A 23,340-nucleotide genomic window follows, 5' to 3' on the forward strand; every position below is an offset into this window, starting at 1 on the left:
AGGGAGCTCAGGCCGCCGGAACGGCGCTCAGCGCCGCCGCCAGGCCCCGCGGGTCCCGGGTGGAGAGGAAGACGTACGGAGTCGGGTCGTCCGGATCCGTGATCTCCACCCGCACCGCCGTCCCCACATAACTGCGCAGCAGCATGAACGCGCGCGCGTCCGCCTTGTGCGTGCGCCAGGCGCGCGCCTCCTCGGCGTCCAGCACCTCGGGCGCCCCGAGCGCCGAGAGCGGGATGCGGGCATCGCCCGCCACCAGCGCCCCGGCCACCACCCGGATCCGGGCGGAGCCGTAACTGCTCACCGCTGCCGCAGCCGCGGCCGTACCGCCGACCAGCCCGGCGAGCAGCGGCAGGGAGCCGAGCGGCAGAAGCATCAGCGCACAGGCGACACCGACCCCGAAGGCGATGAACCACCAGGAACGCGGTGCGGTGAGACGTTCGTCGTAGGGCGGTGCGGAAGGCTGCATGGAACCAAGCTTGGCACGGCGCGACCGGCACACCGCCGCGCGGGTAAGGTCTGCGCCTGTGAGTGGAACATCAGCAGCTCTGACACCCCCTGCCGACGCCGTCGCGCCGGTCCGGCACCCTGACGCCCCCGCCCCCGGGGAGCTCCTCGGTGCGCACTACGAGCACTGTTTCGGCTGCGGTGAGGGACAGCCGCACGGCCTGCACCTCCAGGCCCGGGCCGGCGAAGGCGTGAGTGTGACCGCCGAGTTCACCGTCAAGCCCGCCCACCAGGGCGCCCCCGGCCTCGCCCACGGCGGGGTGCTCGCCACGGCGCTGGACGAGACCCTCGGCTCGCTGAACTGGCTGCTGCGCACGATCGCGGTGACCGGACGGCTGGAGACCGACTTCGTGCGCCCTGTCCCGGTGGACACCGTGCTGCACCTCGACGCCCGGATCACCGCCGTGCACGGCCGGAAGATCTACTCCACGGCCACCGGCCGGATCGGCGGCCCCGAGGGACCCGTCGCCGTCCGGGCCGACGCCCTGTTCATCGAGGTCAAGGTGGACCACTTCATCGAGAACGGGCGGCCCGCCGAGATCCAGGCGGCCATGGCCGACCCGGACCAGGTCAAGCGTGCCCGAGCCTTCGAGGTGAACCCCTGATGCGCAGCCCCGTCGACGTACTGATCCGCCTGCTCGACCCGGACGTGCCGATTCCGGCGTACGGACACCCGGGGGACGCCGGGGCCGACCTGGTGACCACCGAGGCCGCCGAACTCGCCCCCGGCGAGCGCGTGGTGCTGCCCACCGGGGTCTCGATCGCCCTGCCCGACGGGTACGCCGCCTTCGTGCACCCCCGCTCCGGCCTCGCGGCCCGCTGCGGAGTGGCCCTCGTGAATGCCCCAGGGACGGTGGATGCCGGGTACCGTGGGGAGATCAAGGTGATCGTGGTCAACCTCGACCCGCGTGAGAGCGTGCGGTTCGAACGGTTCGACCGGATTGCCCAATTGGTCGTCCAGCAGGTCGAGAAGGTGCGCTTCCACGAGGTGGCGGAACTTCCCGGCTCGGCGCGGGCCGAAGGGGGCTTCGGGTCCACCGGCGGTCACGCGGCGGTGGACGTCGCCGAGGGCGGGATCACCCACGGTGGGAACAGCTACGCATCGGTCGTATCCGACCGGGAAGGACAGTGACGTGTTCGGACGTCGCAAGAAGAGTGGTTCCGCCGAGGACGAGGCGGACGAGGTGCGCGAGGCCGAGCAGGTCGCCGACGAGGGTACCGACGGGACCGCCGCAGGCGCCCGCCGGACGAATCTTCCGCCGGCCCCCCGGCCCGACGGACCCTGGGACCTCTCCGAGGTCTCCCAGCCCGGCGAGGGCCGGGTCGACCTGGGCGGCATCTTCGTGCCCGGTGTCGAGGGCATGGAGCTGAGGGTGGAGGTGGCAGGGGACGCGATCGTCGCCGCCACCGTCGTGCTCCGCGACAGCGCGGTCCAGCTGCAGGCCTTCGCGGCCCCCAAGCGGCAGGGCATCTGGGGCGAGGTCCGCGAGGAGATCGCCTCCGGCATCACCCAGCAGGGCGGCATCATCGACGAGGTCGAGGGCCCGCTGGGCTGGGAGCTGCGCGCGCAGGTCCCCGTACAGCTCCCGGACGGCACCAACGGTGTCCAGCTGGTGCGCTTCGTCGGCGTCGACGGCCCCCGCTGGTTCCTGCGCGGTGTCATCTCCGGCCAGGGCGCTGTCCAGCCGGAGGCCGCAGGGCTGCTGGAGACGGTCTTCCGGGACACCGTGGTGGTCCGCGGGGACAGCCCGATGGCCCCGCGCGACCCGATCGTCCTCAAGCTCCCCAACGACGCCCAGATGGTGCCCGAGGGCGTCCAGCAGGAGGAGCAGGAGGGCTCGAAGTTCTCCGGCGGCATGGGCCAGCTCCAGCGCGGACCCGAGATCACCGAGATCCGCTAGCAGTACGTCACCACAGCATCGGCCGGTGGGCCGCACCCTTCCAGGGGTGCGGCCCACCGGCCTTTCCGCGTCCGCCCGGCCCGCCTCCCCAGGGGGCGCGTATGGGGCGCGTATCGGGCACGTACGGGTGACATCAAGAGCCGGGCCGCTCCCGTAAGGAGTCTGTCAACGCGGCTGGTGGGGGCCATTTCCGGCTGTTTGCTCAGGGGGTCCGAGAAACCGAACCCCCCTAGGAGCACACGATGGCCGACACGGCCTTCGTCGCCACCACGATCGCGGTCTTCGCGCTGGTGGCCCTCGTCGCACGGACGGTGGCCAAGCTGTGACCGCCGAGAACACCGTCGGCCTGATCGTGGCCGTCGCCCTGCTGGGCTACCTCGTCCTCGCCCTCCTCCACCCGGAGAGGTTCTGAGCCCGACATGAGCCCCCTCCTCGCCGGCCTGCTCCAGCTGCTCGCGCTCGTCGCGGCACTGGCCCTGGCGTACCGCCCCCTCGGCGACCACATGGCACGCGTCTACACCTCCACCCGCCACCTGCGGGCCGAGCGGTGGATCTACCGGGCCATCGGCGCCGACCCGTCCGCCGAGATGCGGTGGCCCGCCTATCTGCGCGCGGTCCTCGCCCTCTCCCTCGTCGGCGTTCTCCTCCTCTACGCGCTCCAGCGTGCGCAGGGAGCCCTTCCCGGCTCCCTGGGCTTCCATTCGATCGACCCCGACCAGGCGTTCAACACCGCCGCCTCCTTCGTCACCAACACCAACTGGCAGTCGTACGCCGGTGAACAGGCCATGGGCCCGCTCGTCCAGACCGGCGGGCTCGCGGTGCAGAACTTCGTCTCCGCCGCCGTCGGCATGGCCGTCGCGATCGCCCTCGTACGCGGCTTCGCCCGGAGCCGCACCGGGGAGCTCGGCAACTTCTGGACCGACCTGGTGCGCGGCACCGTACGCGTCCTGCTCCCGATATCCGTGGTCGGCGCCCTGGTCCTGGTGGCCTGCGGAGCGATCCAGAACTTCGCGGGCGTCCACGCCGTCGGCCAGTTCATGGGCGGTGCGCAGCAGTGGAGCGGCGGCGCGGTCGCCTCGCAGGAGGCCATCAAGGAGCTGGGCACCAACGGCGGCGGCTACTTCAACGCCAACTCCGCCCACCCCTTCGAGAACCCCACGCCGCTCTCCAACCTCTTCGAGGTCTTCCTCATCCTGCTCATCCCGACCGCGCTGACCCGCACCTTCGGCCGGATGACGGGCTCGGTGAAGCAGGGGTACGCGATCCTCGCCACGATGGCGGCCATCTGGCTCGGCTTCACCGCGCTGATGATGTGGACCGAGTTCGCCCACCGCGGACCGGCCTTCGAGATCGCGGGCGGCGCGATGGAGGGCAAGGAGACCCGCTTCGGGGTGGCCGGCTCGTCGATCTTCGCGGTCGCCACCACGCTGACCTCGACCGGCGCGGTGAACTCCTTCCACTCCTCGTACACCGGCTTCGGCGGCGGCATCACGATGCTGGGCATGCAACTCGGCGAGATCGCGCCCGGCGGGGTCGGCTCCGGTCTCTACGGCATGCTGGTCATGGCGGTCATCGCGGTCTTCATCGCCGGACTGATGGTCGGCCGGACCCCGGAGTACCTGGGCAAGAAGATCGGCGTCCGGCAGATCAAGCTCGCCGCCTGCTACCTCCTCGTCACCCCGGCGCTCGTGCTCGGCCTCACCGCCGCGGCCATGGCCCTGCCCACCCCCGGCGACTCGATGACGAACGCGGGGCCGCACGGCTTCTCCGAGATCCTCTACGCCTACACCTCGGCCGCCAACAACAACGGCTCCGCCTTCGCCGGGCTGGCCGCCGACACCCCCTGGTTCAACACCACCCTCGGCATCGCGATGCTGCTCGGCCGCTTCCTCCCGATCGTCCTCGTCCTGGCCCTGGCCGGGTCACTGGCCGAACAGCGATCGGTGCCCGCCACCACCGGCACCCTCAGCACGCAGAAACCCCTGTTCAGCGGGGTGCTCGTCGCCACCATCCTCATCGTCACCGGTCTCACCTACTTCCCGGCCCTGGCACTGGGCCCGCTGGCTGAAGGGCTCGCGTCATGAGCACGCTCACCGACCCCCGTACGCCGCCACAGGCGCCGCGGACCGCTCACCGGCCCGCCGAGGAGCGCGTCGGCGCCGGGGTCTTCGACCCGGGGCTGCTGGTCCGGTCCCTGCCCGACGCGGTGCGCAAACTGGACCCCCGGGTGATGGTGAAGTCCCCGGTGATGTTCGTCGTCCTGACCGGCTCGGTGCTCACCACCGTGCTCGCGGCGCTGGACCCGGGCGACGGGTTCGGCTGGGCGATCACCGGCTGGCTCTGGCTCACCACCCTCTTCGCCAACCTCGCCGAGGCGGTGGCGGAGGGGCGGGGCCGGGCGCAGGCCGAGACCCTGCGCCGGGCCAGGACCGACACCGTCGCCCGCCGGGTCCTCGGCAGCGGCGAGGAACGGGTCGCCGGAACGGAGCTGCGCGTCGGGGACCTCGTGGTCTGCGAGGCCGGTGACACCGTCCCCGGGGACGGCGATGTGGTGGAAGGCGTCGCCTCCGTCGACGAGTCCGCCATCACCGGCGAGTCGGCACCGGTCATCCGGGAGTCCGGCGGCGACCGCTCGGCCGTCACCGGGGGTACGAAGGTGCTCTCCGACCGCGTCGTCATCAGGATCACCACGAAGCCGGGAGAGACGTTCATCGACCGGATGATCGGCCTGGTGGAGGGTGCGGCACGGCAGCGGACCCCCAACGAGATCGCTCTCAACATCCTGCTGGCCTCCCTCACGATCGTCTTCCTCCTGGCCGTCGTCACGCTCCAGCCCTTCGCCGTGTACGCCGGGGCCGAGCAGTCGATGATCGTGCTGACCGCCCTGCTGGTCTGCCTGATCCCCACCACCATCGGCGCCCTGCTCTCCGCCATCGGCATCGCGGGCATGGACCGCCTGGTCCAGCGCAATGTGCTGGCCATGTCGGGGCGTGCGGTCGAGGCGGCGGGCGACGTGTCGACGCTGCTGCTCGACAAGACCGGCACCATCACCGTCGGCAACCGGCAGGCCGCCGCGTTCGTACCGGTCGCGGGCGTCACGGAGGAGGAGCTCGCCGGGGCCGCACGCCTCTCCTCGCTCGCCGACGAGACCCCCGAGGGCCGTTCGGTCGTCGCCCTGGCCGACGAGCTGTACGGGCCCGGGGGAGGGGCCGGGGCCGGGGGAGCGCCGGCGGGCGCCGAGTGGGTCCCCTTCACCGCGCAGACCCGGATGTCCGGCGTGGACCTGGACGGCCGCCGGGTGCGCAAGGGAGCGGCCCGGTCCGTGACCGCCTGGGTGAAGGACCGGGGCGGCAGCGTCGCCCAGGACGCGGACGCGCTCGCGGACCGTATCGCTGAAGCGGGCGGCACACCGCTGCTGGTGGCCCTGGAGGACGTCCACGGGGCCCGTGTCCTGGGCGTCGTCCACCTCAAGGACGTGGTGAAGGAGGGCATGCGGGAACGGTTCGGCGAACTGCGCCGGATGGGCATCCGTACGGTCATGATCACCGGCGACAACCCGCTGACCGCCAAGGCCGTCGCCGAGGAGGCGGGGGTCGACGACTTCCTGGCCGAGGCCACGCCCGAGGACAAGATGGCCCTCATCAAGCGGGAGCAGGCCGGCGGCAAGCTCGTCGCGATGACCGGCGACGGCACCAACGACGCGCCCGCGCTCGCCCAGGCCGACGTCGGAGTGGCGATGAACACCGGGACCTCGGCCGCCAAGGAGGCCGGGAACATGGTCGACCTGGACTCCGACCCCACCAAGCTCATCGAGATCGTCCGGATCGGCAAGCAGCTCCTGATCACCCGGGGCGCCCTGACCACCTTCTCCATCGCCAACGACGTCGCGAAGTACTTCGCGATCATCCCGGCCATGTTCGCCGTGGCCTACCCGTCGCTGGACCGGCTCAACATCATGCGGCTCGCCTCCCCCGAGTCCGCGATCCTCTCCGCGGTCGTCTTCAACGCGCTGATCATCGTGGTGCTGGTCCCGCTGGCCCTGAAGGGCGTCCGCTACCGGCCCGCCGGTGCCGACGCGATGCTCCGGCGCAACCTCGGCCGCTACGGAATCGGCGGCCTGATCGCCCCCTTCATCGGCATCAAGCTCATCGACCTGCTCATCTCCCACATCCCCGGAATCGGCTGATCCGCCATGACCAACACCTTCCCCGGCACCACCACCCGGCTCCTCGGCGCCGGGCTGCGCGCCCTGCTCGTCCTCACCCTCGTGTGCGGGGTCATCTACCCCCTCGCCGTCACCGGAGCGGCCCAGGCGCTCCTCCCCGGCCGGGCGAACGGCTCCGCGGTCACCTCCGGCGGGCGGACCGTCGGCTCCGAACTCATCGGCCAGGGCTACGACCTGCCGGCCGGGAAGGGGCAGGGGGCGCCCGGGCCCGACCTCCGGTGGTTCCAGCCGCGCCCCTCCAACGGGCTCGCCGCCAACAGCGTCAACACGCGGTACGACCTCCTTGTCTCCGGCGCCACCAACCGGTCCGGCGACAACGAGGAGCTGATCAGGTGGGTGACGGAGGCGAAGGCGGCCGTCGTCGCCGACAACTCCGTACCGGGCCACCGCATCCGCCCCCAGGACGTCCCGCCGGACGCCGTCACCTCCTCCGGCTCCGGCCTCGACCCGCACATCTCCCCGGCCTACGCCGAGCTCCAGGTCCACCGGGTGGCGCAGCGCAACCACCTGGACGCCGAGCGGGTGGCGGGGCTGGTGGCGGATCACACAGAGGGCCGGACCCTCGGCTTCGCCGGGGAGCCCCGGGTCAATGTCCTGAAGCTCAACATCGCCCTGAAGGAGCTGGTGGACGCGGGCTGAGCGGCCCCGGCGCGGACCCGGCCGGAGCGGGCGGGTCCGCATCAGGGTTGCGTCAATACGCCCCTCACCTGCGCTCCCAGGTGCCGGGGCCACGGATTCGCGGAGTAGCGTCAAGAGCGGCAGCCGCACCCGGCGCCACCGGCCGCCGGCAGAGACGGCCGCACGGAAGAAGACAATGGGGCCATGGGACGCGGCACACTCCGGATCTACCTGGGCGCGGCACCGGGCGTCGGCAAGACGTACGCGATGCTCTCCGAGGCCCACCGCAGGGTCGAGCGCGGCACCGACTGCGTGGTCGCCCTCGTGGAGCACCACGACCGGCCGCGTACCGAGGTGATGCTGCACGGTCTGGAACAGGTCCCGCGCACCGAGATCACCTACCGCTCCGCCGTCTTCACCGAGATGGACGTCGACGCCGTCCTGGAGCGCGCCCCCGCCGTGGCCCTGGTGGACGAACTGGCCCACACCAATGTGCCCGGCTCCCGCAACGCCAAGCGCTGGCAGGACGTCGAGGAGCTCCTCAAGGCCGGGATCGACGTCATATCCACGGTCAACATCCAGCACCTGGAGTCGCTGGGCGACGTCGTGGAGTCGATCACCGGTGTACGCCAGCAGGAGACCGTCCCGGACGAGGTGGTGCGCCGGGCCGACCAGATCGAGCTGGTCGACATGTCGCCCCAGGCGCTGCGCCGCCGGATGGCGCACGGCAACATCTACCAGCCCGACAAGCTGGACGCCGCCCTCTCGAACTACTTCCGCCCCGGCAACCTGACCGCCCTGCGCGAGCTGGCCCTCCTCTGGACCGCGGACCGGGTCGACGAGTACCTCCAGCAGTACCGGGGCGAACACAACATCCGCACCACCTGGCAGGCCCGCGAACGCATCGTCGTCGGCCTCACAGGCGGCCCCGAGGGCCGCACGCTCATCCGCCGCGCCTCCCGGATGGCCGCCAAGGGCTCCGGCAGCGAGATCCTCGCCGTCTACATCGCCCGCAGCGACGGGCTGACCTCCGCGTCGCCCAAGGAGCTCGCCGTCCAGCGGACCCTGGTCGAGGACGTCGGCGGAACGTTCCACCACGTCATCGGTGACGACATACCCGCGGCCCTCCTGGAGTTCGCCCGGGGGGTCAACGCCACCCAGATCGTGCTCGGCTCCAGCCGCCGCAAGACCTGGCAGTACATCTACGGCCCCGGGGTCGGCGCCACCGTCGCCCGGGAGTCCGGGCCCGACCTGGACGTCCACATCGTCACCCACGAAGAGGTCGCCAAGGGACGCGGCCTGCCCATCGCGCGCGGCGCCCGGCTCGGGCGGGCCAGGATCGTCTCGGGCTGGCTGGTCGGCGTCGCCGGCCCCGTCCTGCTCTCGCTGCTGCTACGGAGCCTGGAGAACGGCCCCGGCCTGGCCAACGACGTCCTGCTCTTCCTCTTCCTGACCGTCGCCGCGGCCCTGCTCGGCGGATTGCGGCCCGCCCTCGCCTCGGCAGCCGTCGGCGTGATGCTCCTGAACTACTGGTTCACCCCGCCGACCCAGACCCTCACCGTGCAGGACCCGGAGAACTTCGTCGCCATCGTCATCTTCTTCGCGGTGGCGGTGGCGGTCTCCTCGGTGGTGGACCTGGCGGCCCGGCGTACCCACCAGGCCGCCCGGCTGCGCGCCGAGTCGGAGATCCTCTCCTTCCTGGCGGGCAGCGTGCTGCGCGGCGAGACCGCCCTGGACGCCCTGCTGGAGCGGGTCCGCGAGACCTTCGCGATGGAGTCCGTCGCCCTGCTGGAGCGGACCAGCGACGTCGACCCGTGGACCTGCGCCGGATCCGTCGGGCCCGCACCGGTCGCCCGGCCCGACGACGCGGACGTGGACATGCCGGTCGGGGACAACATGGCGCTCGCGCTCTCCGGCCGGGTGCTGCCCGCCGAGGACCGCCGGGTGCTCGGCGCCTTCGCCGCCCAGGCGGCCGTCGTCCTGGACCGCCAGCGCCTGGTCTCGGAGGCCGACCGGGCCCGCAGGCTCGCCGAGGGCAACCGGATCAGGACCGCGCTGCTCGCCGCCGTCAGCCATGACCTGCGCACCCCGCTCGCCGGGATCAAGGCCGCCGTCAGCTCGCTGCGCTCCGACGACGTCGCCTGGTCGCCGGAGGACGAGGCGGAGCTCCTCGAAGGCATCGAGGACGGCGCCGACCGGCTCGACCACCTGGTGGGCAACCTGCTGGACATGTCCCGCCTCCAGACCGGCACCGTGACCCCGCTGATCCGGGAGATCGACCTCGACGAGGTCGTGCCGATGGCGCTCGGCGGGGTCCCCGAGGGCAGCGTCGACCTGGACATCCCCGAGACGCTGCCCATGGTCGCCGTCGACCCGGGGCTGCTGGAGCGGGTCGTCGCCAACGTCGTCGAGAACGCCGTCAAGTACAGCCCCGGCGGCGAGCCCATCGCGGTGGCCGCCAGCGCGCACGGCGAACGCGTCGAGCTCCGGGTCGTCGACCGGGGGCGCGGTGTCCCCGACGAGGCCAAGGAGCGGATCTTCGAGCCCTTCCAGCGGTACGGTGACGCCCCGCGCGGTGCCGGAGTGGGCCTCGGCCTCGCGGTCTCCCGGGGCTTCGCCGAGGCCATGGGCGGCACGCTGGACGCCGAGGACACCCCCGGCGGCGGGCTGACCATGGTCCTGACGCTCACCGCGGCGCCCGGCCGGGCCCAGGCCGGGGCCGCCCTCCCCGCGGGGGCCACCTCATGACGGACCCGCCGCGCACCGGCGTACGCCCGGCCCCGCCCCCGCGTACGCCCCGCACCGCCCCCGTACACCCGCGCCCCCGCCCCGTACACCCCCGCTCACATCCCGTACATCCCATACAGCCCGCACAGCCCGCACAGCCCGTACTGCAGAAAGGCAGGTCCGCGATGACCCGGGTGCTTGTGGTCGACGACGAGCCGCAGATCGTACGCGCCCTCGTGATCAACCTGAAGGCCCGCCACTACGAGGTCGACGCGGCGCCCGACGGGGCGACCGCCCTCCAGCTCGCCGCCGCCCTCCACCCCGATGTCGTGGTGCTCGACCTCGGGCTGCCCGACATGGACGGGGTCGAGGTGATCAAGGGTCTGCGCGGCTGGACCAGGGTCCCGATCCTCGTCCTCTCCGCGCGCCACACCTCCGACGAGAAGGTGGAGGCCCTGGACGCGGGCGCCGACGACTACGTCACCAAGCCGTTCGGCATGGACGAGCTGCTGGCCCGGCTGCGCGCCTCCGTACGCCGCTCGGAACCGGTCGGGCAGGACGTCACCGAGGACATCGCGATCGTGGAGACGGCCGGCTTCACCGTCGACCTGGCGGCGAAGAAGGTGCACCGCGGGGGCCGTGACGTACGGCTCACCCCCACGGAGTGGCACCTGCTGGAGGTCCTCGTCCGCAACGGCGGCCGCCTGGTCGGCCAGAAACAGCTCCTCCAGGAGGTCTGGGGGCCCTCCTACGGCACCGAGACGAACTATCTGCGGGTCTACATGGCCCAGCTGCGCCGCAAGCTGGAGGCGGACCCCTCGCACCCCCGCCACTTCGTCACCGAGCCGGGCATGGGCTACCGCTTCGAGCGCGGCTGACGCTCACCGGCTCACCCTTTCGAGTGGTCCACCCGGGCCTCCGTACACGCCCCGCAGGACCGGTACCCTTCGGGTATGAGTGCTGTTCCCCGACACGAGAAGGCCGACAGGGCGGAGAGGCCTTCCGGGCGCTTCCGCCGTATGCTCGACCGGCTCTCCAGCTCCCAGGAGGACCTGGAGTCCCAGGAGCTGCGGGAGGACACCCAGGCCACCGGATGCACCCGTATCTCCGAGTGCTCCGACCGCCAGATCGTGAAGGTGGCTGGTACGTTGCGGACCGTCACCCTCCGTCCCCGGGCCGGAGTGCCCGCCCTGGAGGCGGAGCTCTTCGACGGCACCGAGCCGCTGGACGTGGTCTGGCTCGGCCGGCGCTCCATCGTCGGCATAGAGCCCGGCCGCAGGATCATCGCCTCGGGCCGGGTCGCCATGAGCCACGGGCGCCGGGTGCTGTTCAACCCCACATACGAACTCCGACCGCTCGGCAAGGAGTAGCCGGTGACGTCTCTCGACAAGCCGACGTCCGAAACGGACCAGACCCACCTCACGGGCCCGCAGCACGCCGGCGGGAAGCACGCCGCCCAGCAGGACACCGCGTCGAAGGCGGTCACCGAAGCCGCCCTCTTCGAAGCGTTCGGCGGTGTGCGCGGCATGGTGGAGACAGTCCTCCCCGGGCTGCTCTTCGTCACGATCTTCACCATCAACAAGGACCTGCACATCTCGGCCATCGCGGCCCTGGCCGTGTCCCTGGCCCTGGTCGCCGTACGGCTGATCCGCCGCGACACCGTGAAGCACGCCTTCAGCGGCGTCTTCGGGGTGGCCTTCGGTGTCGTCTTCGCGATGATGACGGGCAACGCCAAGGACTTCTACCTGCCCGGCATGCTCTACACCCTGGGGCTGGCCGTCGCCTACCTCGGCACCGCCGTCGCCGGGGTGCCGCTGATCGGTCTGATCCTCGGACCGGTCTTCAAGGAGAACCTCTCCTGGCGGACCCGTAACCCGGGCCGGAAGAAGGCGTACACCAAGGCCAGTTACGCCTGGGGCCTCATCCTGCTCGCCAAGTGCGCGATCCTCTTCCCGCTCTACTGGTGGGCCGACACCACCCAGTTCGGCTGGGTGCTGATCGCGCTGAAGATCCCGCCGTTCCTGCTCGCGGTCTATCTCACCTGGGTCTTCCTGGCCAAGGCGCCGCCGCCCATCGACGTCTTCGCCGAGATGGAGGCCGAGGAGCAGGCCGAGAAGGACCGCAAGGCGCAGGCCGCAGCAGCTCTCCGCAACCCGGAGGCGTAAAGACCTAAAGGAAGGGCCCGTAACCGCTGTTGTGCGGCTACGGGCCCTTCTTATGCTCACGCGTCAGCTCTACGGCTACGTGTCAGTCGTCGGACGACAGATCGCGGCGGACCGACAACAGGTCCTCCAGCTGCTCCTCGCGCGCCTGGGCGGCCACGAACAGCAGCTCGTCACCGGCCTCCAGGGTCTCCTCGGCGCTCGGCGTCAGCACACGCGTCCCACGGATGATGGTCACCAGCGAGGTGTCCTCGGGCCATGCCACGTCACCGACCCGGGTGCCGGCCAGCGCCGACTCGGGCGGCAGCGTCAGCTCCACCAGGTTGGCGTCGCCGTGGCTGAAGCGCAGCAGCCGGACCAGATCACCGACGCTCACCGCCTCCTCCACCAGGGCCGACATCAGCCGCGGCGTCGAGACCGCGACATCGACGCCCCAGGACTCGTTGAACAGCCACTCGTTCTTCGGGTGGTTGACCCGCGCCACCACCCGCGGCACGCCGTACTCGGTCTTCGCGAGCAGCGAGACGACCAGGTTCACCTTGTCGTCGCCCGTCGCCGCGATCACCACGTTGCACCGCTGCAGGGCCGCCTCGTCCAGCGACGTGATCTCGCAGGCGTCCGCGAGCAGCCACTCGGCCGACGGGACCCGCTCCACCGAGATGGCGCTGGGCGCCTTGTCGATGAGCAGCACCTCGTGCCCGTTCTCCAGCAGCTCGGCGGCGATGGAACGGCCCACCGCGCCCGCCCCGGCAATCGACACACGCATCAGTGACCGCCCTCCTCGGGACCCTCGGCGAAGGCCTCTTCGACCTTGGCGATCTCGTCCGTACGCATCATCACGTGGACCAGGTCGCCCTCCTGCAGGACGGTCTGCGAGGTCGGCAGGATGGCCTCGCCCAACCGGGTGAGGAAGGCGACGCGGACACCGGTCTCCTCCTGGAGGGTGCTGATCCGGTGGCCGATCCAGGACGGCGTCGTGTGCACCTCGGCGAGCTGCACACCCCCGCTCGGATCGCGCCACAGCGGCTCCGCGCCCGACGGCAGCAGCCGCCGCAGCATCTGGTCCGCCGTCCAGCGGACCGTCGCCACGGTCGGGATGCCGAGCCGCTGGTAGACCTCGGCCCGCTTCGGGTCGTAGATCCGGGCCGCGACATTCTCGATGGAGAACATCTCGCGGGCCACCCGGGCCGCGATGATGTTGGAGTTGTCGCCGCTGCTGACCGCGGCGAACGCCCCGGCCTCCTCGATCCCCGCCTCACGGAGGGTGTCCTGGTCGAAGCCGACCCCGGTGACCCGGCGGCCGCCGAATCCGGACCCGAGGCGGCGGAACGCGGTGGGGTCCTGGTCGATCACCGCGACCGTGTGCCCCTGCTGCTCCAGGGTCTGTGCGAGAGCGGCTCCGACGCGCCCGCAGCCCATGATGACGATGTGCACTGTGCGCCTACCTCGCCGTCCTGGTCATCCGGCTGACCTGCGAAAACACGCTGCTCACACTTCTCTCTCAGCTTGCCGGGCAAACAACGGGGCAACCACCTTCGGCGTTGCCCGGATATGAGCTTATGCCGCGCTGACGGCATTGCCTCATCCGCGTCCGCGTTCCCTTCGACACGTGGGCAAAGGGTGAGTAAAAGCGCTGCGCCGATCGCAAGGATTCCGTTAAGGATTGCGGCCGGTTTCTGCTCCTACCGCAGGAGAGAGCGGGGGCACGGCGATCAGGCGGCCGGGAGCGGTCCGGGCTCCGCTTACGATCCTCAGCGTGTCCAAACTGACCGACCTGCCCAAAAGGATTCTGATCGGCCGGGCGCTGCGCAGCGACAAGCTGGGGGAGACGCTCCTCCCCAAGCGCATCGCCCTCCCCGTCTTCGCATCCGACCCGCTGTCCTCGGTGGCGTACGCACCCGGAGAAGTCCTCCTCGTGCTGTCCATCGCGGGTGTGTCGGCGTACCACTTCAGCCCGTGGATCGCGCTGGCCGTCGTGGTCCTCATGTTCACGGTCGTCGCCTCCTACCGGCAGAACGTCCGCGCGTACCCGAGCGGCGGCGGCGACTACGAGGTCGCCACCACCAATCTCGGGCCCAAGGCCGGACTGACCGTGGCCAGCGCCCTGCTGGTCGACTACGTCCTGACCGTGGCCGTGTCGATCTCCGCCGGGGTGGAGAACCTGGGCTCCGCGATCCCCTTCGTCATCGAGCACAAGACCCTCTGCGCCGTCGGCGCGATCGTCCTGCTCACCCTGATGAACCTGCGCGGGGTCAAGGAGTCCGGGAAGCTGTTCGCGGCCCCGACGTACCTCTTCGTGGCCGGCGTCTTCCTCATGCTGCTGTGGGGCGCGTTCCGGGGACTGGTCCTCGGCGACGCGATGCACGCCCCGACCTCCGAGCTGGAGATCAAGCCCGAACACCAGGGACTCGCAGGCTTCGCGCTGCTCTTCCTCCTCCTGCGCGCCTTCTCCTCCGGCTGCGCCGCCCTCACCGGGGTGGAGGCGATCAGCAACGGGGTGCCCGCCTTCCGCAAGCCGAAGAGCAAGAACGCCGCGACCACGCTCGCCATGATGGGCCTGCTCGCCGTCACCATGTTCTGCGGAATCATCGCCCTGGCCATGACCACCGACGTCAAGATGGCCGAGAACCCGGCGGTCGACCTGCTCCGCGACGGCGTCCCGGTCGGCGAGAGCTACACCCAGGACCCGGTGATCGCCCAGGTCGCCGAGGCGGTCTTCGGCCATGGCTCGTTCCTCTTCATGATCCTCGCCGCAGCCACCGCACTGGTCCTCTTCCTGGCCGCCAACACCGCGTACAACGGCTTCCCCCTGCTCGGCTCGATCCTCGCCCAGGACCGCTACCTGCCGCGCCAGCTCCACACCCGCGGTGACCGGCTCGCCTTCTCCAACGGCATCGTGCTGCTGGCCGGCGCCGCCATCCTGCTGGTCGGGATCTACGGAGCCGACTCCACGCGCCTGATCCAGCTGTACATCGTCGGCGTCTTCGTCTCCTTCACCCTCAGCCAGACCGGCATGGTGCGGCACTGGAACCGCCTGCTGGCCGACGAAGGCGATCAGTCCAAGCGCCGCCACATGGTCCGGTCCCGCGCCATCAACGCCTTCGGCGCCTTCTTCTGCGGTGTGGTCCTGGTGATCGTCCTCGCCACCAAGTTCACCCACGGCGCCTGGGTCGCCCTGCTCGGCATGGTGATCTTCTACGGCACGATGACCGCGATCCGGAAGCACTACGACCGGGTCGCCGCCGAGATCGCGGCCGACGAGACCACCGCGGACGAGAGCGCCCGCCCCTCCCGCGTCCACGCGATCGTCCTGGTCTCCAAGCTGCACCGGCCGACCCTGCGCGCCCTCGCCTACGCCAAGCTGATCCGCGCCGACCACCTGGAGGCGCTCTCCATCAGCGTCGACCCGGACGAGACGAAGGCCCTGCGCGAGGACTGGGAGCGGCGAGGCGTCAACGTGCCGCTCAAGATCCTCGACTCGCCCTACCGCGAGGTGACCCGCCCGGTCATCGAGTACGTCAAGGGCCTGCGCCGCCAGAGCCCGCGCGACGTGATCAGCGTCTACATCCCGGAGTACGTGGTCGGCCACTGGTACGAGCACCTGCTCCACAACCAGAGCGCCCTGCGCCTCAAGGGCCGCCTGCTCTTCACCCCGGGCGTCATGGTCACCTCCGTCCCCTACCAGCTCCAGTCGTCCGAGGCCGCGAGGAAGCGGGCGAGGAAGCGGGCGGACTGGAACCCTCCGGGGGCGGTGCGCCGGGGCCCGGTGGAACGCCGGCACAAGGAGCCGAACCGGAAGGGGTGAGGGGCGTGACGGGTGTCTTCTGGTAAGCGCGCCGGCAGCACCCACGTAGACTGGTGGGCTGTTGTCCGGCCGCGGGCACCCGCCTTTCCCCTTCCTCCCTGGAGCCTCCCCTCATGCAGAACGAACCCACGTCGTCGCTGGTCGGGGAGGAGTACGAGGTCGAGGTCGGTCCCGTCGCACACGGCGGTCACTGCATCGCCCGTACCGCCGAGAACCAGGTCCTCTTCGTCCGCCACACGCTCCCCGGCGAGAAGATCATCGCCAAGGTCACCGACGGCGACACGGACTCCCGCTTCCTGCGGGCGGATGCGGTACGGATCCTGGAGCCGTCCAAGGACCGCGTCGAGGCCCCGTGCCCGTACGCCGGCCCCGGCATGTGCGGCGGCTGCGACTGGCAGCACGCCAAGCCCGGCGCGCAGCGCCGCCTCAAGGGCGAGGTGATCGCCGAGCAGCTCCTGCGCCTGGCGGGCCTGACCCCCGAGGAGGCCGGCTGGGACGGCACGGTCATGCCCGCCGAGGGCGACAAGCTCCCGCCGGGCGAGGTCCCCGCCTGGCGCACCCGCGTCCAGTACACCGTCGACGCGGACGGCCGGGCGGGCCTGCGCAAGCACCGCTCGCACGACGTCCAGCCGATCGACCACTGCCTGATCGCCGCACCCGGCGTCTCGGAACTCGGCGTCGAGAAGCGCGAATGGCCGCAGCTGGCCGCCGTGGAGGCGATCACCGCCACCGGCTCGAACGACCGCCAGGTCATCCTCACCCCGAAGCCCGGCGGCCGGCTCCCGCTGGTCGAGCTGGACAAGCCGGTCTCCGTACTCCGCGTCGAGGAGCACGACGGCGGCGTCCACCGCGTCCACGGCCGCGCCTTCGTCCGCGAACGCGCCGACGACCGCACGTACCGCGTCGCCTCCGGCGGCTTCTGGCAGGTCCACCCGCAGGCGGCCAACACCCTGGTCCGCGCGGTCATGCAGGGCCTGCTGCCCCGCAAGAACGACACGGCCCTCGACCTCTACTGCGGCGTCGGCCTCTTCGCCGGAGCCATCGGCCAGCGCATCGGCGAGAAGGGCGCGGTGCTCGGCATCGAGTCCGGCAAGCGCGCGGTCGAGGACGCCCGCCACAACCTCAAGGACCTGGACCGCGTCCGCATCGAACAGGGCAAGGTCGACCAGGTCCTGCCCCGCACAGGCATCACGGAGTGCGACCTGATCGTCCTGGACCCGCCGCGCGCGGGCGCGGGCAAGCAGGTGGTCAAGCACCTGTCGGGGCTGGGCGCGCGCAAGATCGCCTACGTGGCGTGCGACCCGGCGGCACTGGCCCGGGACCTGGCGTACTTCGCGGAGGGCGGGTACAGGGTGCGGACGCTGCGGGCGTTCGATCTGTTTCCGATGACGCATCATGTGGAGTGCGTGGCGATCCTTGAGCCGGTCGACAAGGCCCGCTGACCTGCTGTTTTGTCGAGCGGACATGGTGTGCGTTTCTGAGCAGGTTTTTGACGCTCGTTCTGATGAGTCGCCAGGCAGTGGTGTAGGCCAGGGCGGTGGATTCGCCGATCCCGAACCTGGCAGCGATCTTCGCCGAGGTGACGTGTTCACGCAGGTGCACCAGTGCCACCATCGCGCGCCGAGACGGGCGGAGCTTGTACCGGCGGTCGCCCTCACGGGTGACGATGAGCATGGTGACCCACCCCACGAGCCAACTCGAAGAGGCTCCCTCACAGGCCTGGCAGTCGGTTCCTGCCCCCCGGGCAGGGCCTCCCGCCGACGGTGCCGGGGGTCGAGATCGAGACAGCCTGACCCGCCACGGACGACGGGCCCGCAGTGGGGTGATCACTCGCCGTGGGGGCGGAGCTGCGACCTCCGCCTGCATTGTCCCATCTCGACCGGCCCTCAATTACGTAGAGGGAATACGGAGGTCGCCCCTCCGGCGAAATCACCCGGCACGGCACTGCCTTGAACCAGCCATCGACTTTAATTCCCGTTGACCATCCCTATAACCGCCATGAAGGGTGGTCCCCGCTTCACCGGTTCATCCATTCGAGGGGGCAGGGAAATGAAGAAGAACGCTCGCCGAACTTGCGCGATCGGTACGGCCGTGGCAGCGCTCGCCGGCGTCATCGTGCTCGGGGGAGGTGCCACGGCACAGGCGGACACTCGCTGCAGCTGGGGCACCATTACCATCAACAGCGGCAGGGGTGCCGAGGCTCCGAGCACGGCGTCCGGCCACAAGCACGACACCGGAAACCACTACGTCCGCTACATCGCCGGCGACCTGGTCGACTGGTGGGCGGACAACAACGGCGGAAGTGACGGCGACACCTGGGACTCGTACTACGGTACGCGCAAGTGCTAGCCTCGCCCACCGCTTGAATCAATTACCGTGGTGCGGGGGGAAGTTCACCCCGCACCACGCGTCCCCCACACCAGAAGGCGAACCAGGAATGCGCCATCACCTCACGTTACCGCTGGCCACAGTCGCCCTGACGGCGCTGATGCTGTCGGGTTGCGCCACGACCGAGAGGGAAGCGGAGGGCCCCGCTCCCGGGGCGGAGCGGTCTGCGGACTCCCGTGATGCGATGAGTGATCTGCCGGTCGGAACTCCCACCCCGTATTCCGATCTCAAGGTCGGCATGTGTTCCAACTTCCAGGGAGATGTCCGCTCGGACCAGGAAGTCGGCACGGTGGACTGCGCGACGCCGCATCGATTCGAGATTCTGTCCGAGGCCGAGATTTCCGAAAGCGGGGAAAGTCCGTTCCCCGGTGATCGCGGTGTCATGGATGCCATGCGCACCCTCTGCGCTCCCGTGCTGGACCCCCTCGTTTCGAAGAACAAGGGATCCATGATCGGACTGCTCTTCGTGCCGCTCAACAAGGATTCCTGGGAAGCCGGGAACAGGACCGGCTACTGCTCCATAACTTTCCCCGAGCCCAGAACCGGAAAGATTGGCAAAGCCGCGTGACGCAGGAGCCCGAGCACACCGGGCCCTCCGACGCGCTCGTCCGCTTCGACGACGTCCGAAAGTCCTTCCGCACCGCGCGCGGACGTCGGCAGCAGGCCCTGGACGGATTCTCCATGTCCATTCCCCGGGGTTCGATCGTGGGGCTTCTGGGGCCGAACGGCTCAGGCAAAACCACTGCCCTCAAGACTCTCCTCGGCCTTGTCCGGCCCGACAGCGGCAGTGTTCACGCCTTCGGCCACGCGCTTCCCAAGGACCAGCGGCACGTCGCCGGTCGCATGGGCGCGCTCATCGAAGGGCCCGCGTTCAACGCCTCGTTGACCGGCGAGCACAACCTCCGGCTGATCGGCGAGCTGCACGGCGCGGGACCCACCGAGGTGGCCGAGGCGCTGGAACTGGTCGGGATCGCGCAGGCCGCCCGGCGCGCCTACTCCGGCTACTCCCTCGGCATGAAGCAGCGGCTCGGCGTGGCCGGGGCCCTGATCTCCGGACCCGAACTCCTCGTCCTCGACGAGCCCATGAACGGGCTCGATCCTGAAGCCGTGCGGGACATGCGGGAGTTACTGAAGAGACTGCGCGACGAGCGCGGTATGACCGTGGTCGTCTCCTCCCACATCCTGGCCGAGGTCGAGCTGGTCTGCGACTGGGTCACCATCGTCAGGAACGGCCGTGTCATCTGCGACGCCGGGGTCTCCGAGCTGATCTCCCGGGGGACCGAGCACCTGGTGGTGCGGGTGCACGACACGGTCACCGAGCAGGCCGTCGCCGTACTGGAACGGCACGGCCACACCCTCACCCGGGCCGCAGGCCCGCGCGGCACGGACGAGCTACGGATGCCCGCTCCCCGGCCGCACCCGCACGCGCCCGAAGTGCTGAGGCTGCTGACCGCCCAGAACGTGTATCCGCGCGAGCTGCTGGTGGAGTCCGTCTCCCTGGAGGACATCTACGTCGCGGCGGTCCGGGCCGCCGACGCCGCAGCGGAGGACGGCCCCTTTGATGAACGCCGTTGACCAGGTGCGCGGCTTCGGCGCCCCGCCCTGGCGCCGCCTCGTGCGGGCCGAGCGGCACCGGCTGACCGCCCCGCCGGCCGTACGCCGTGTCGCGGCCGGTCTGCCGCTGCTGGTCCTGGCCTTCGGCCTGTCGAAGCTGTTCACCCACAGCCCCGACACCGGACCGGCGCTGCGCGAAGCGGACGCGCGCTACCAGGAGTTCATCGAACAGGCCGCCCGTACGGGCATGCCGACCGGCAGCATCGGGCCGGACTCCTTCTTCGACGACCCGCGCTACCTGATGGAGTCGCTCTCCTTCGGCGACCTGCGCACCGTCCTGCTCGGTCTCGGTGCGGCGGCCACGGTCTTCGGGATCGTCAGCGGCGGGGCCGACTGGGCTTCGCGCGTGATGCTCACCCTCACCGCCGCCGAACCCGGGCGTGCGCGGCTCTTCCTCACCCGCGGCGTACTGGTCGGCGGCCTCTCCATGGCGGCGACCGCTCTGTGCGGGCTGTTGCTCGTGCCGTGTCTGCTGCTCGCGGCTCATCTACGGGGGAGTACGGGGGGCCTGGACTCCGCGTACTGGGCGGTGCTGGTCAGCCAGTTCCTGCGGGGCATCGTGCTCGTGGGTCTCCTGGCCCTCCTCGGCTACAGCCTGGCCGTGCTGACGCGCCACGTCCCCGCCGCCCTCGCCATCGCCTTCCTCTATCTCGCCGGCGCGGGCCGGGTCTTCGGGGGGCGGGGGCCGCGACTGGCCGAGTACGACATGGACGGCCTCACCTTCGCCGTCCTCAACGAGAAGCCCGTCGTCCCCATGGCGGAGTCCGACTGCATCTCGGGCCCCGGCTGTGCGGCCACCCACGTCGACCTGACCGCCTTCGACGGCTTCACCGGGATCCTCCTGTACCTCCTCCCGGTCCTCGTTCTGGCCCTTTGGCGCTCCACCCGAACGGACGTCGGCTGATGACCCTCCTCGCGAAACCCTCGTCGCCGCCCCTGAGCCGCTTCGTCCGGGCCGAGCTGCACCGGTTACTGAGTCCGAAGCCCGTTAGGTACGGCCTCCTCGCGCTCCCCGCGATCCTTCTGGCCCTTGCCGTATCCACCTTCCTCAGTCATCACACCGATGTGGCGGCGGCGTGGCGGGCGGCCGAAGCGGCCTACCGTACGTACGCGGAGGAAGCGGCGACCCGGCCCGCGGGCTCGGTCGAGACCCTGTCCCCTCGCGAGTTCTTCGACGACCCCCGCTACCTCATGACGAAGGCATCCTTCGTCGACCTGCGCGCCGTGCTGTCGGGGCTGTCGCTGGCCGCCCTGGTTCTCGGTGTCCTCAGCGGGGGTGCCGACTGGTCGTCCCGCGTGATGCTCACCCTCACCGCGGCCGAGCCCCGGCGCACCCGTCTCTTCCTTGTCAGGGGCCTGCTCGTCACCGCGGTCGCCACCGCCACCGCCGTCCTGACCTCGGTCTTCCTCCTGCCCCTCCTGCTGGGTGTGGCCGTCTTCAAGGGGTCCCTGGCCGACGCGGACGGGCGGTACTGGATGGTGCTCGCCGTCATCGTGGCGCGTGGCGCGGTCCTCGTCGGTCTGGTGGCGCTGCTGGGCTACTCCCTCGCCATGCTGACCCGCCGCACGACCACGGCCCTCGGTATCGCCCTCGCCTATCTGGTCGCCTCCGGCCGCATCGTCCAGGAGTACGTCCCGGCACTGGCCGAGTACCAGCTCTCCGGGATCACGTTCGCCGTCCTCAACGAGCGTCTGCTGATGGAGACGGACAGGACCACCTGTGTCGGCGAGGGCGCCTGCCTGGCCATGAGGGAGGGCACCACCGCGACCACCGCCTTCCTCGCCCTGTCTGTTCACCTGCTCCCCGTCGTGGCGGCGGCCTGGTGGCGGTTCGCGCGCCGGGACGTCGGCTGAGGCCGAATCTCCGCGAGGGGGCCTCCCCGGCGACCGGCGCGGCCACCACCAGCAGCTGGCCGAGGAGTTCGATAGTCCATTGGGCCTATGAGCCCACCGAAGATGCGGTCGTCCAGGCCGGACCGAAGCGCTCCCGGACGGCCTATGTCGCTCCTGTCGCACTGCGCACCCCCAGCGGGAATCACCCGACACGACACGGCGGCTCCGGAACAAGGCGAACGCGACATCGCAGCCCTCGTCGGCTGCCCCCGGCACCTGACGCGCACTCACTGAGCAGCACCGACGCACGGAGTTCCGGCGTCCGACCGGCCGGATCAGACGCCGGAGAGCGTCGCGGCCAGCGACTGGGACCATGCGCCGTGGGAGAACGGTCCCGGCGGGCGTTGTGACGGAGACACGCTTCCAGGGCGCGACTGCGCCGCTGCGGGGTGTCATCGGCCGACTGACCCGGATACGCGCGCATCACCTGGTCCAGCTCGCCATACCGCCGGTCGTGTTCGAGGGGCTTCATGGACATGTGCGTGTGACCCCTACAGGTAGACCGGGACGGTCGTGTGGACGAGGAACCCCGCGGACTCGTCGCCTCGCGGCGCAGCACTACGCGCGCCGCGTGTACGTCGACGGGGCCGCGCCCGGCCAGCAGGTCGCCCTCCTCCAGCTGGACCCGGCCCACGGGCTCCTCACGGGACGGTCAGGCTGCCTCAAGGGTGAGGCGGACCCGGGTGTTCCTGGCCAGCCAGCGGTGGATGGCTTGTTCGTCGGCGGTCACCACCTGCTGGGTGGCCCACTGGGTGGTCTCCCTGTCGGGGGACAGGAGGCGGAACGGGTCAGCACGGAGTGCATCCTCTCAAATCACCTCGTCAGGAGCCGGGCTCCTACGGGTGGCAGGCGGTTCAGTAGTCGGCGAAGTTCCAAAACATGCCCACCTCGGTGTCCGAGACGACGATCAGGCCGTAGTCCTCCGCGTACATGCTCAGAGGGCTGTACGCCCAGCTCGACGATGTGAAGTCGAGTGTGCCGCTCACGTGACCGGGCTTGTTGACGTTGGTGTGAAAACTGGCGGTGTCCCCGTAGCGCGTGAGGATTGTGCGCGCCATCGCCCGGAGCTCGCCCTCGCTTTCGGTGAACCGACTCAGGTTGGACAGGGTGCAGCCGTCGTCTGTAAGGGCGAGGAGCAGGTTCTCTGCGCTGTCCCGATCGATCTCCTGGAGGCGGCTCGAGATGTACTCCGGTGGGTGAGCGACGAAGGGGTAGGTGGGGGACGCCTCGCGCTCCGGGTTCTGAGCCGCGTCATCGAGACGGGCCCAGCCGCGGGGGTCCGGGGCCCGTGCCATCAGAGCGAGGACGTCGACAACCCAGTTCTCGTGGCGACGCGGGCCCGTGGCGTCGTACGGGTACGCGTCCTCGTACAAGTGGCGTACCGCGGCTTCCCAGGATGTCTGGTCGACGGACATGTGGTGCCGGCCTTTCTCGGCTTTCGTTAGGGCTTGGAGGGCAATGACGTCATGACAGCGAACGGAGGGTTGCGGCTGCTGCAGTAGC

The 23,340-nt window shown here is 70.6% G+C and carries 22 protein-coding genes and 2 pseudogenes; 18 read left to right on the forward strand and 6 right to left on the reverse strand.

What is annotated here, in order from left to right; translation table 11 throughout:
- Positions 1 to 7: 7 nt before the first annotated feature.
- Positions 8 to 466 (reverse strand): DUF3093 domain-containing protein, encoded by a 459-nt coding sequence (locus IE264_RS32230; protein WP_015611956.1) that lies wholly within the window; start codon positions 464 to 466, stop codon positions 8 to 10.
- A gap of 58 nt (positions 467 to 524) precedes the next feature.
- Here IE264_RS32230 and IE264_RS32235 point away from each other — a divergent pair, with 58 nt between their 5' ends.
- From IE264_RS32235 to IE264_RS32285, 11 genes are all read left to right on the forward strand, one after another.
- Positions 525 to 1,109 (forward strand): PaaI family thioesterase, encoded by a 585-nt coding sequence (locus tag IE264_RS32235; protein ID WP_015611957.1) that lies wholly within the window; start codon positions 525 to 527, stop codon positions 1,107 to 1,109.
- Entirely contained in the window at positions 1,109 to 1,636 is a 528-nt protein-coding gene (dut, locus tag IE264_RS32240) for a dUTP diphosphatase (protein WP_015611958.1), read from the forward strand. The genes IE264_RS32235 and dut overlap by 1 nt, the downstream gene beginning before the upstream one ends.
- A gap of 1 nt (position 1,637) precedes the next feature.
- Positions 1,638 to 2,405 carry a DUF3710 domain-containing protein gene (locus IE264_RS32245; protein ID WP_031125781.1) on the forward strand — a complete coding sequence of 256 codons (768 nt, stop codon included), beginning with the start codon at positions 1,638 to 1,640 and terminating at the stop codon, positions 2,403 to 2,405.
- A gap of 322 nt (positions 2,406 to 2,727) precedes the next feature.
- Positions 2,728 to 2,817, forward strand: coding sequence for a K(+)-transporting ATPase subunit F (gene kdpF, locus IE264_RS32250; protein ID WP_032757140.1), 90 nt, complete (start codon positions 2,728 to 2,730; stop codon positions 2,815 to 2,817).
- A 7-nt stretch (positions 2,818 to 2,824) separates the two neighbouring features.
- Positions 2,825 to 4,489, forward strand: coding sequence for a potassium-transporting ATPase subunit KdpA (gene kdpA, locus IE264_RS32255; RefSeq protein ID WP_032757141.1), 1,665 nt, complete (start codon positions 2,825 to 2,827; stop codon positions 4,487 to 4,489).
- The gene (gene kdpB / locus IE264_RS32260) at positions 4,486 to 6,591 is read left to right on the forward strand and encodes a potassium-transporting ATPase subunit KdpB (protein ID WP_032757142.1); all 2,106 of its coding nucleotides are present in this window, start codon (positions 4,486 to 4,488) and stop codon (positions 6,589 to 6,591) included. The genes kdpA and kdpB overlap by 4 nt, the downstream gene beginning before the upstream one ends.
- A 6-nt stretch (positions 6,592 to 6,597) precedes the next feature.
- Positions 6,598 to 7,269: a potassium-transporting ATPase subunit C gene (locus tag IE264_RS32265; protein ID WP_032757143.1), complete on the forward strand. Its 672-nt coding sequence runs from the start codon at positions 6,598 to 6,600 to the stop codon at positions 7,267 to 7,269.
- 183 nt (positions 7,270 to 7,452) lie between these two features.
- Positions 7,453 to 9,996 carry an ATP-binding protein gene (locus IE264_RS32270; protein ID WP_032757144.1) on the forward strand — a complete coding sequence of 848 codons (2,544 nt, stop codon included), beginning with the start codon at positions 7,453 to 7,455 and terminating at the stop codon, positions 9,994 to 9,996.
- Positions 9,997 to 10,160: 164 nt separating this feature from the next.
- On the forward strand, positions 10,161 to 10,853 hold the full coding sequence (locus tag IE264_RS32275) for a response regulator (protein ID WP_032757145.1): 693 nt from the start codon (positions 10,161 to 10,163) through the stop codon (positions 10,851 to 10,853).
- A gap of 75 nt (positions 10,854 to 10,928) precedes the next feature.
- Complete coding sequence (locus IE264_RS32280) at positions 10,929 to 11,345, forward strand: OB-fold nucleic acid binding domain-containing protein (protein WP_078618773.1); 417 nt, start codon at positions 10,929 to 10,931, stop codon at positions 11,343 to 11,345.
- Between the two features lie 3 nt (positions 11,346 to 11,348).
- Positions 11,349 to 12,140 carry a DUF3159 domain-containing protein gene (locus tag IE264_RS32285; protein WP_032757146.1) on the forward strand — a complete coding sequence of 264 codons (792 nt, stop codon included), beginning with the start codon at positions 11,349 to 11,351 and terminating at the stop codon, positions 12,138 to 12,140.
- A gap of 82 nt (positions 12,141 to 12,222) precedes the next feature.
- Here the strand turns inward: IE264_RS32285 and IE264_RS32290 are convergent, their stop codons facing one another.
- Entirely contained in the window at positions 12,223 to 12,903 is a 681-nt protein-coding gene (locus tag IE264_RS32290) for a potassium channel family protein (RefSeq protein WP_015611967.1), read from the reverse strand.
- Positions 12,903 to 13,571, reverse strand: a complete 669-nt coding sequence (locus tag IE264_RS32295; RefSeq protein ID WP_015611968.1) for a potassium channel family protein — start codon at positions 13,569 to 13,571, stop codon at positions 12,903 to 12,905. The genes IE264_RS32290 and IE264_RS32295 overlap by 1 nt, the downstream gene beginning before the upstream one ends.
- A gap of 322 nt (positions 13,572 to 13,893) precedes the next feature.
- Here IE264_RS32295 and IE264_RS32300 point away from each other — a divergent pair, with 322 nt between their 5' ends.
- Complete coding sequence (locus IE264_RS32300) at positions 13,894 to 15,942, forward strand: APC family permease (protein WP_032757147.1); 2,049 nt, start codon at positions 13,894 to 13,896, stop codon at positions 15,940 to 15,942.
- Between the two features lie 113 nt (positions 15,943 to 16,055).
- Positions 16,056 to 17,384, forward strand: a complete 1,329-nt coding sequence (locus IE264_RS32305; RefSeq protein ID WP_032757148.1) for a class I SAM-dependent RNA methyltransferase — start codon at positions 16,056 to 16,058, stop codon at positions 17,382 to 17,384.
- 76 nt (positions 17,385 to 17,460) lie between these two features.
- Here IE264_RS32305 and IE264_RS32310 read toward each other — a convergent pair.
- Positions 17,461 to 17,616: pseudogene (locus IE264_RS32310) on the reverse strand (transposase family protein); the annotation flags it as partial.
- A gap of 375 nt (positions 17,617 to 17,991) precedes the next feature.
- Between IE264_RS32310 and IE264_RS32315 the strand changes: the two are divergent.
- From IE264_RS32315 to IE264_RS32335, 5 genes are all read left to right on the forward strand, one after another.
- A complete protein-coding gene (locus IE264_RS32315; RefSeq protein WP_032757149.1) occupies positions 17,992 to 18,291 on the forward strand; it encodes a hypothetical protein in 300 nt (99 codons plus the stop codon).
- A gap of 88 nt (positions 18,292 to 18,379) precedes the next feature.
- A complete protein-coding gene (locus IE264_RS32320) occupies positions 18,380 to 18,898 on the forward strand; it encodes a septum formation family protein (RefSeq protein ID WP_032757150.1) in 519 nt (172 codons plus the stop codon).
- Complete coding sequence (locus IE264_RS32325) at positions 18,895 to 19,905, forward strand: ABC transporter ATP-binding protein (protein ID WP_032757151.1); 1,011 nt, start codon at positions 18,895 to 18,897, stop codon at positions 19,903 to 19,905. Before IE264_RS32320 ends, IE264_RS32325 begins: the two co-directional genes overlap by 4 nt.
- Positions 19,892 to 20,848, forward strand: coding sequence for a hypothetical protein (locus IE264_RS32330; protein WP_032757152.1), 957 nt, complete (start codon positions 19,892 to 19,894; stop codon positions 20,846 to 20,848). The genes IE264_RS32325 and IE264_RS32330 overlap by 14 nt, the downstream gene beginning before the upstream one ends.
- Complete coding sequence (locus IE264_RS32335) at positions 20,848 to 21,798, forward strand: hypothetical protein (protein WP_032757153.1); 951 nt, start codon at positions 20,848 to 20,850, stop codon at positions 21,796 to 21,798. The genes IE264_RS32330 and IE264_RS32335 overlap by 1 nt, the downstream gene beginning before the upstream one ends.
- Before the next feature lie 530 nt (positions 21,799 to 22,328).
- On the opposite strand, the pseudogene IE264_RS38195 reads toward IE264_RS32335, so the two are convergent.
- Together IE264_RS38195 and IE264_RS32340 are read right to left on the reverse strand one after the other, a co-directional pair.
- Positions 22,329 to 22,612, reverse strand: a pseudogene (locus IE264_RS38195) (RNase A-like domain-containing protein).
- Between the two features lie 79 nt (positions 22,613 to 22,691).
- Positions 22,692 to 23,252, reverse strand: a complete 561-nt coding sequence (locus tag IE264_RS32340) for a hypothetical protein (RefSeq protein WP_032757154.1) — start codon at positions 23,250 to 23,252, stop codon at positions 22,692 to 22,694.
- Positions 23,253 to 23,340: the final 88 nt, after the last annotated feature.

The sequence above is a fragment of the Streptomyces microflavus genome (assembly GCF_014650075.1).
Classification (GTDB): Bacteria; Actinomycetota; Actinomycetes; order Streptomycetales; family Streptomycetaceae; genus Streptomyces; species Streptomyces microflavus.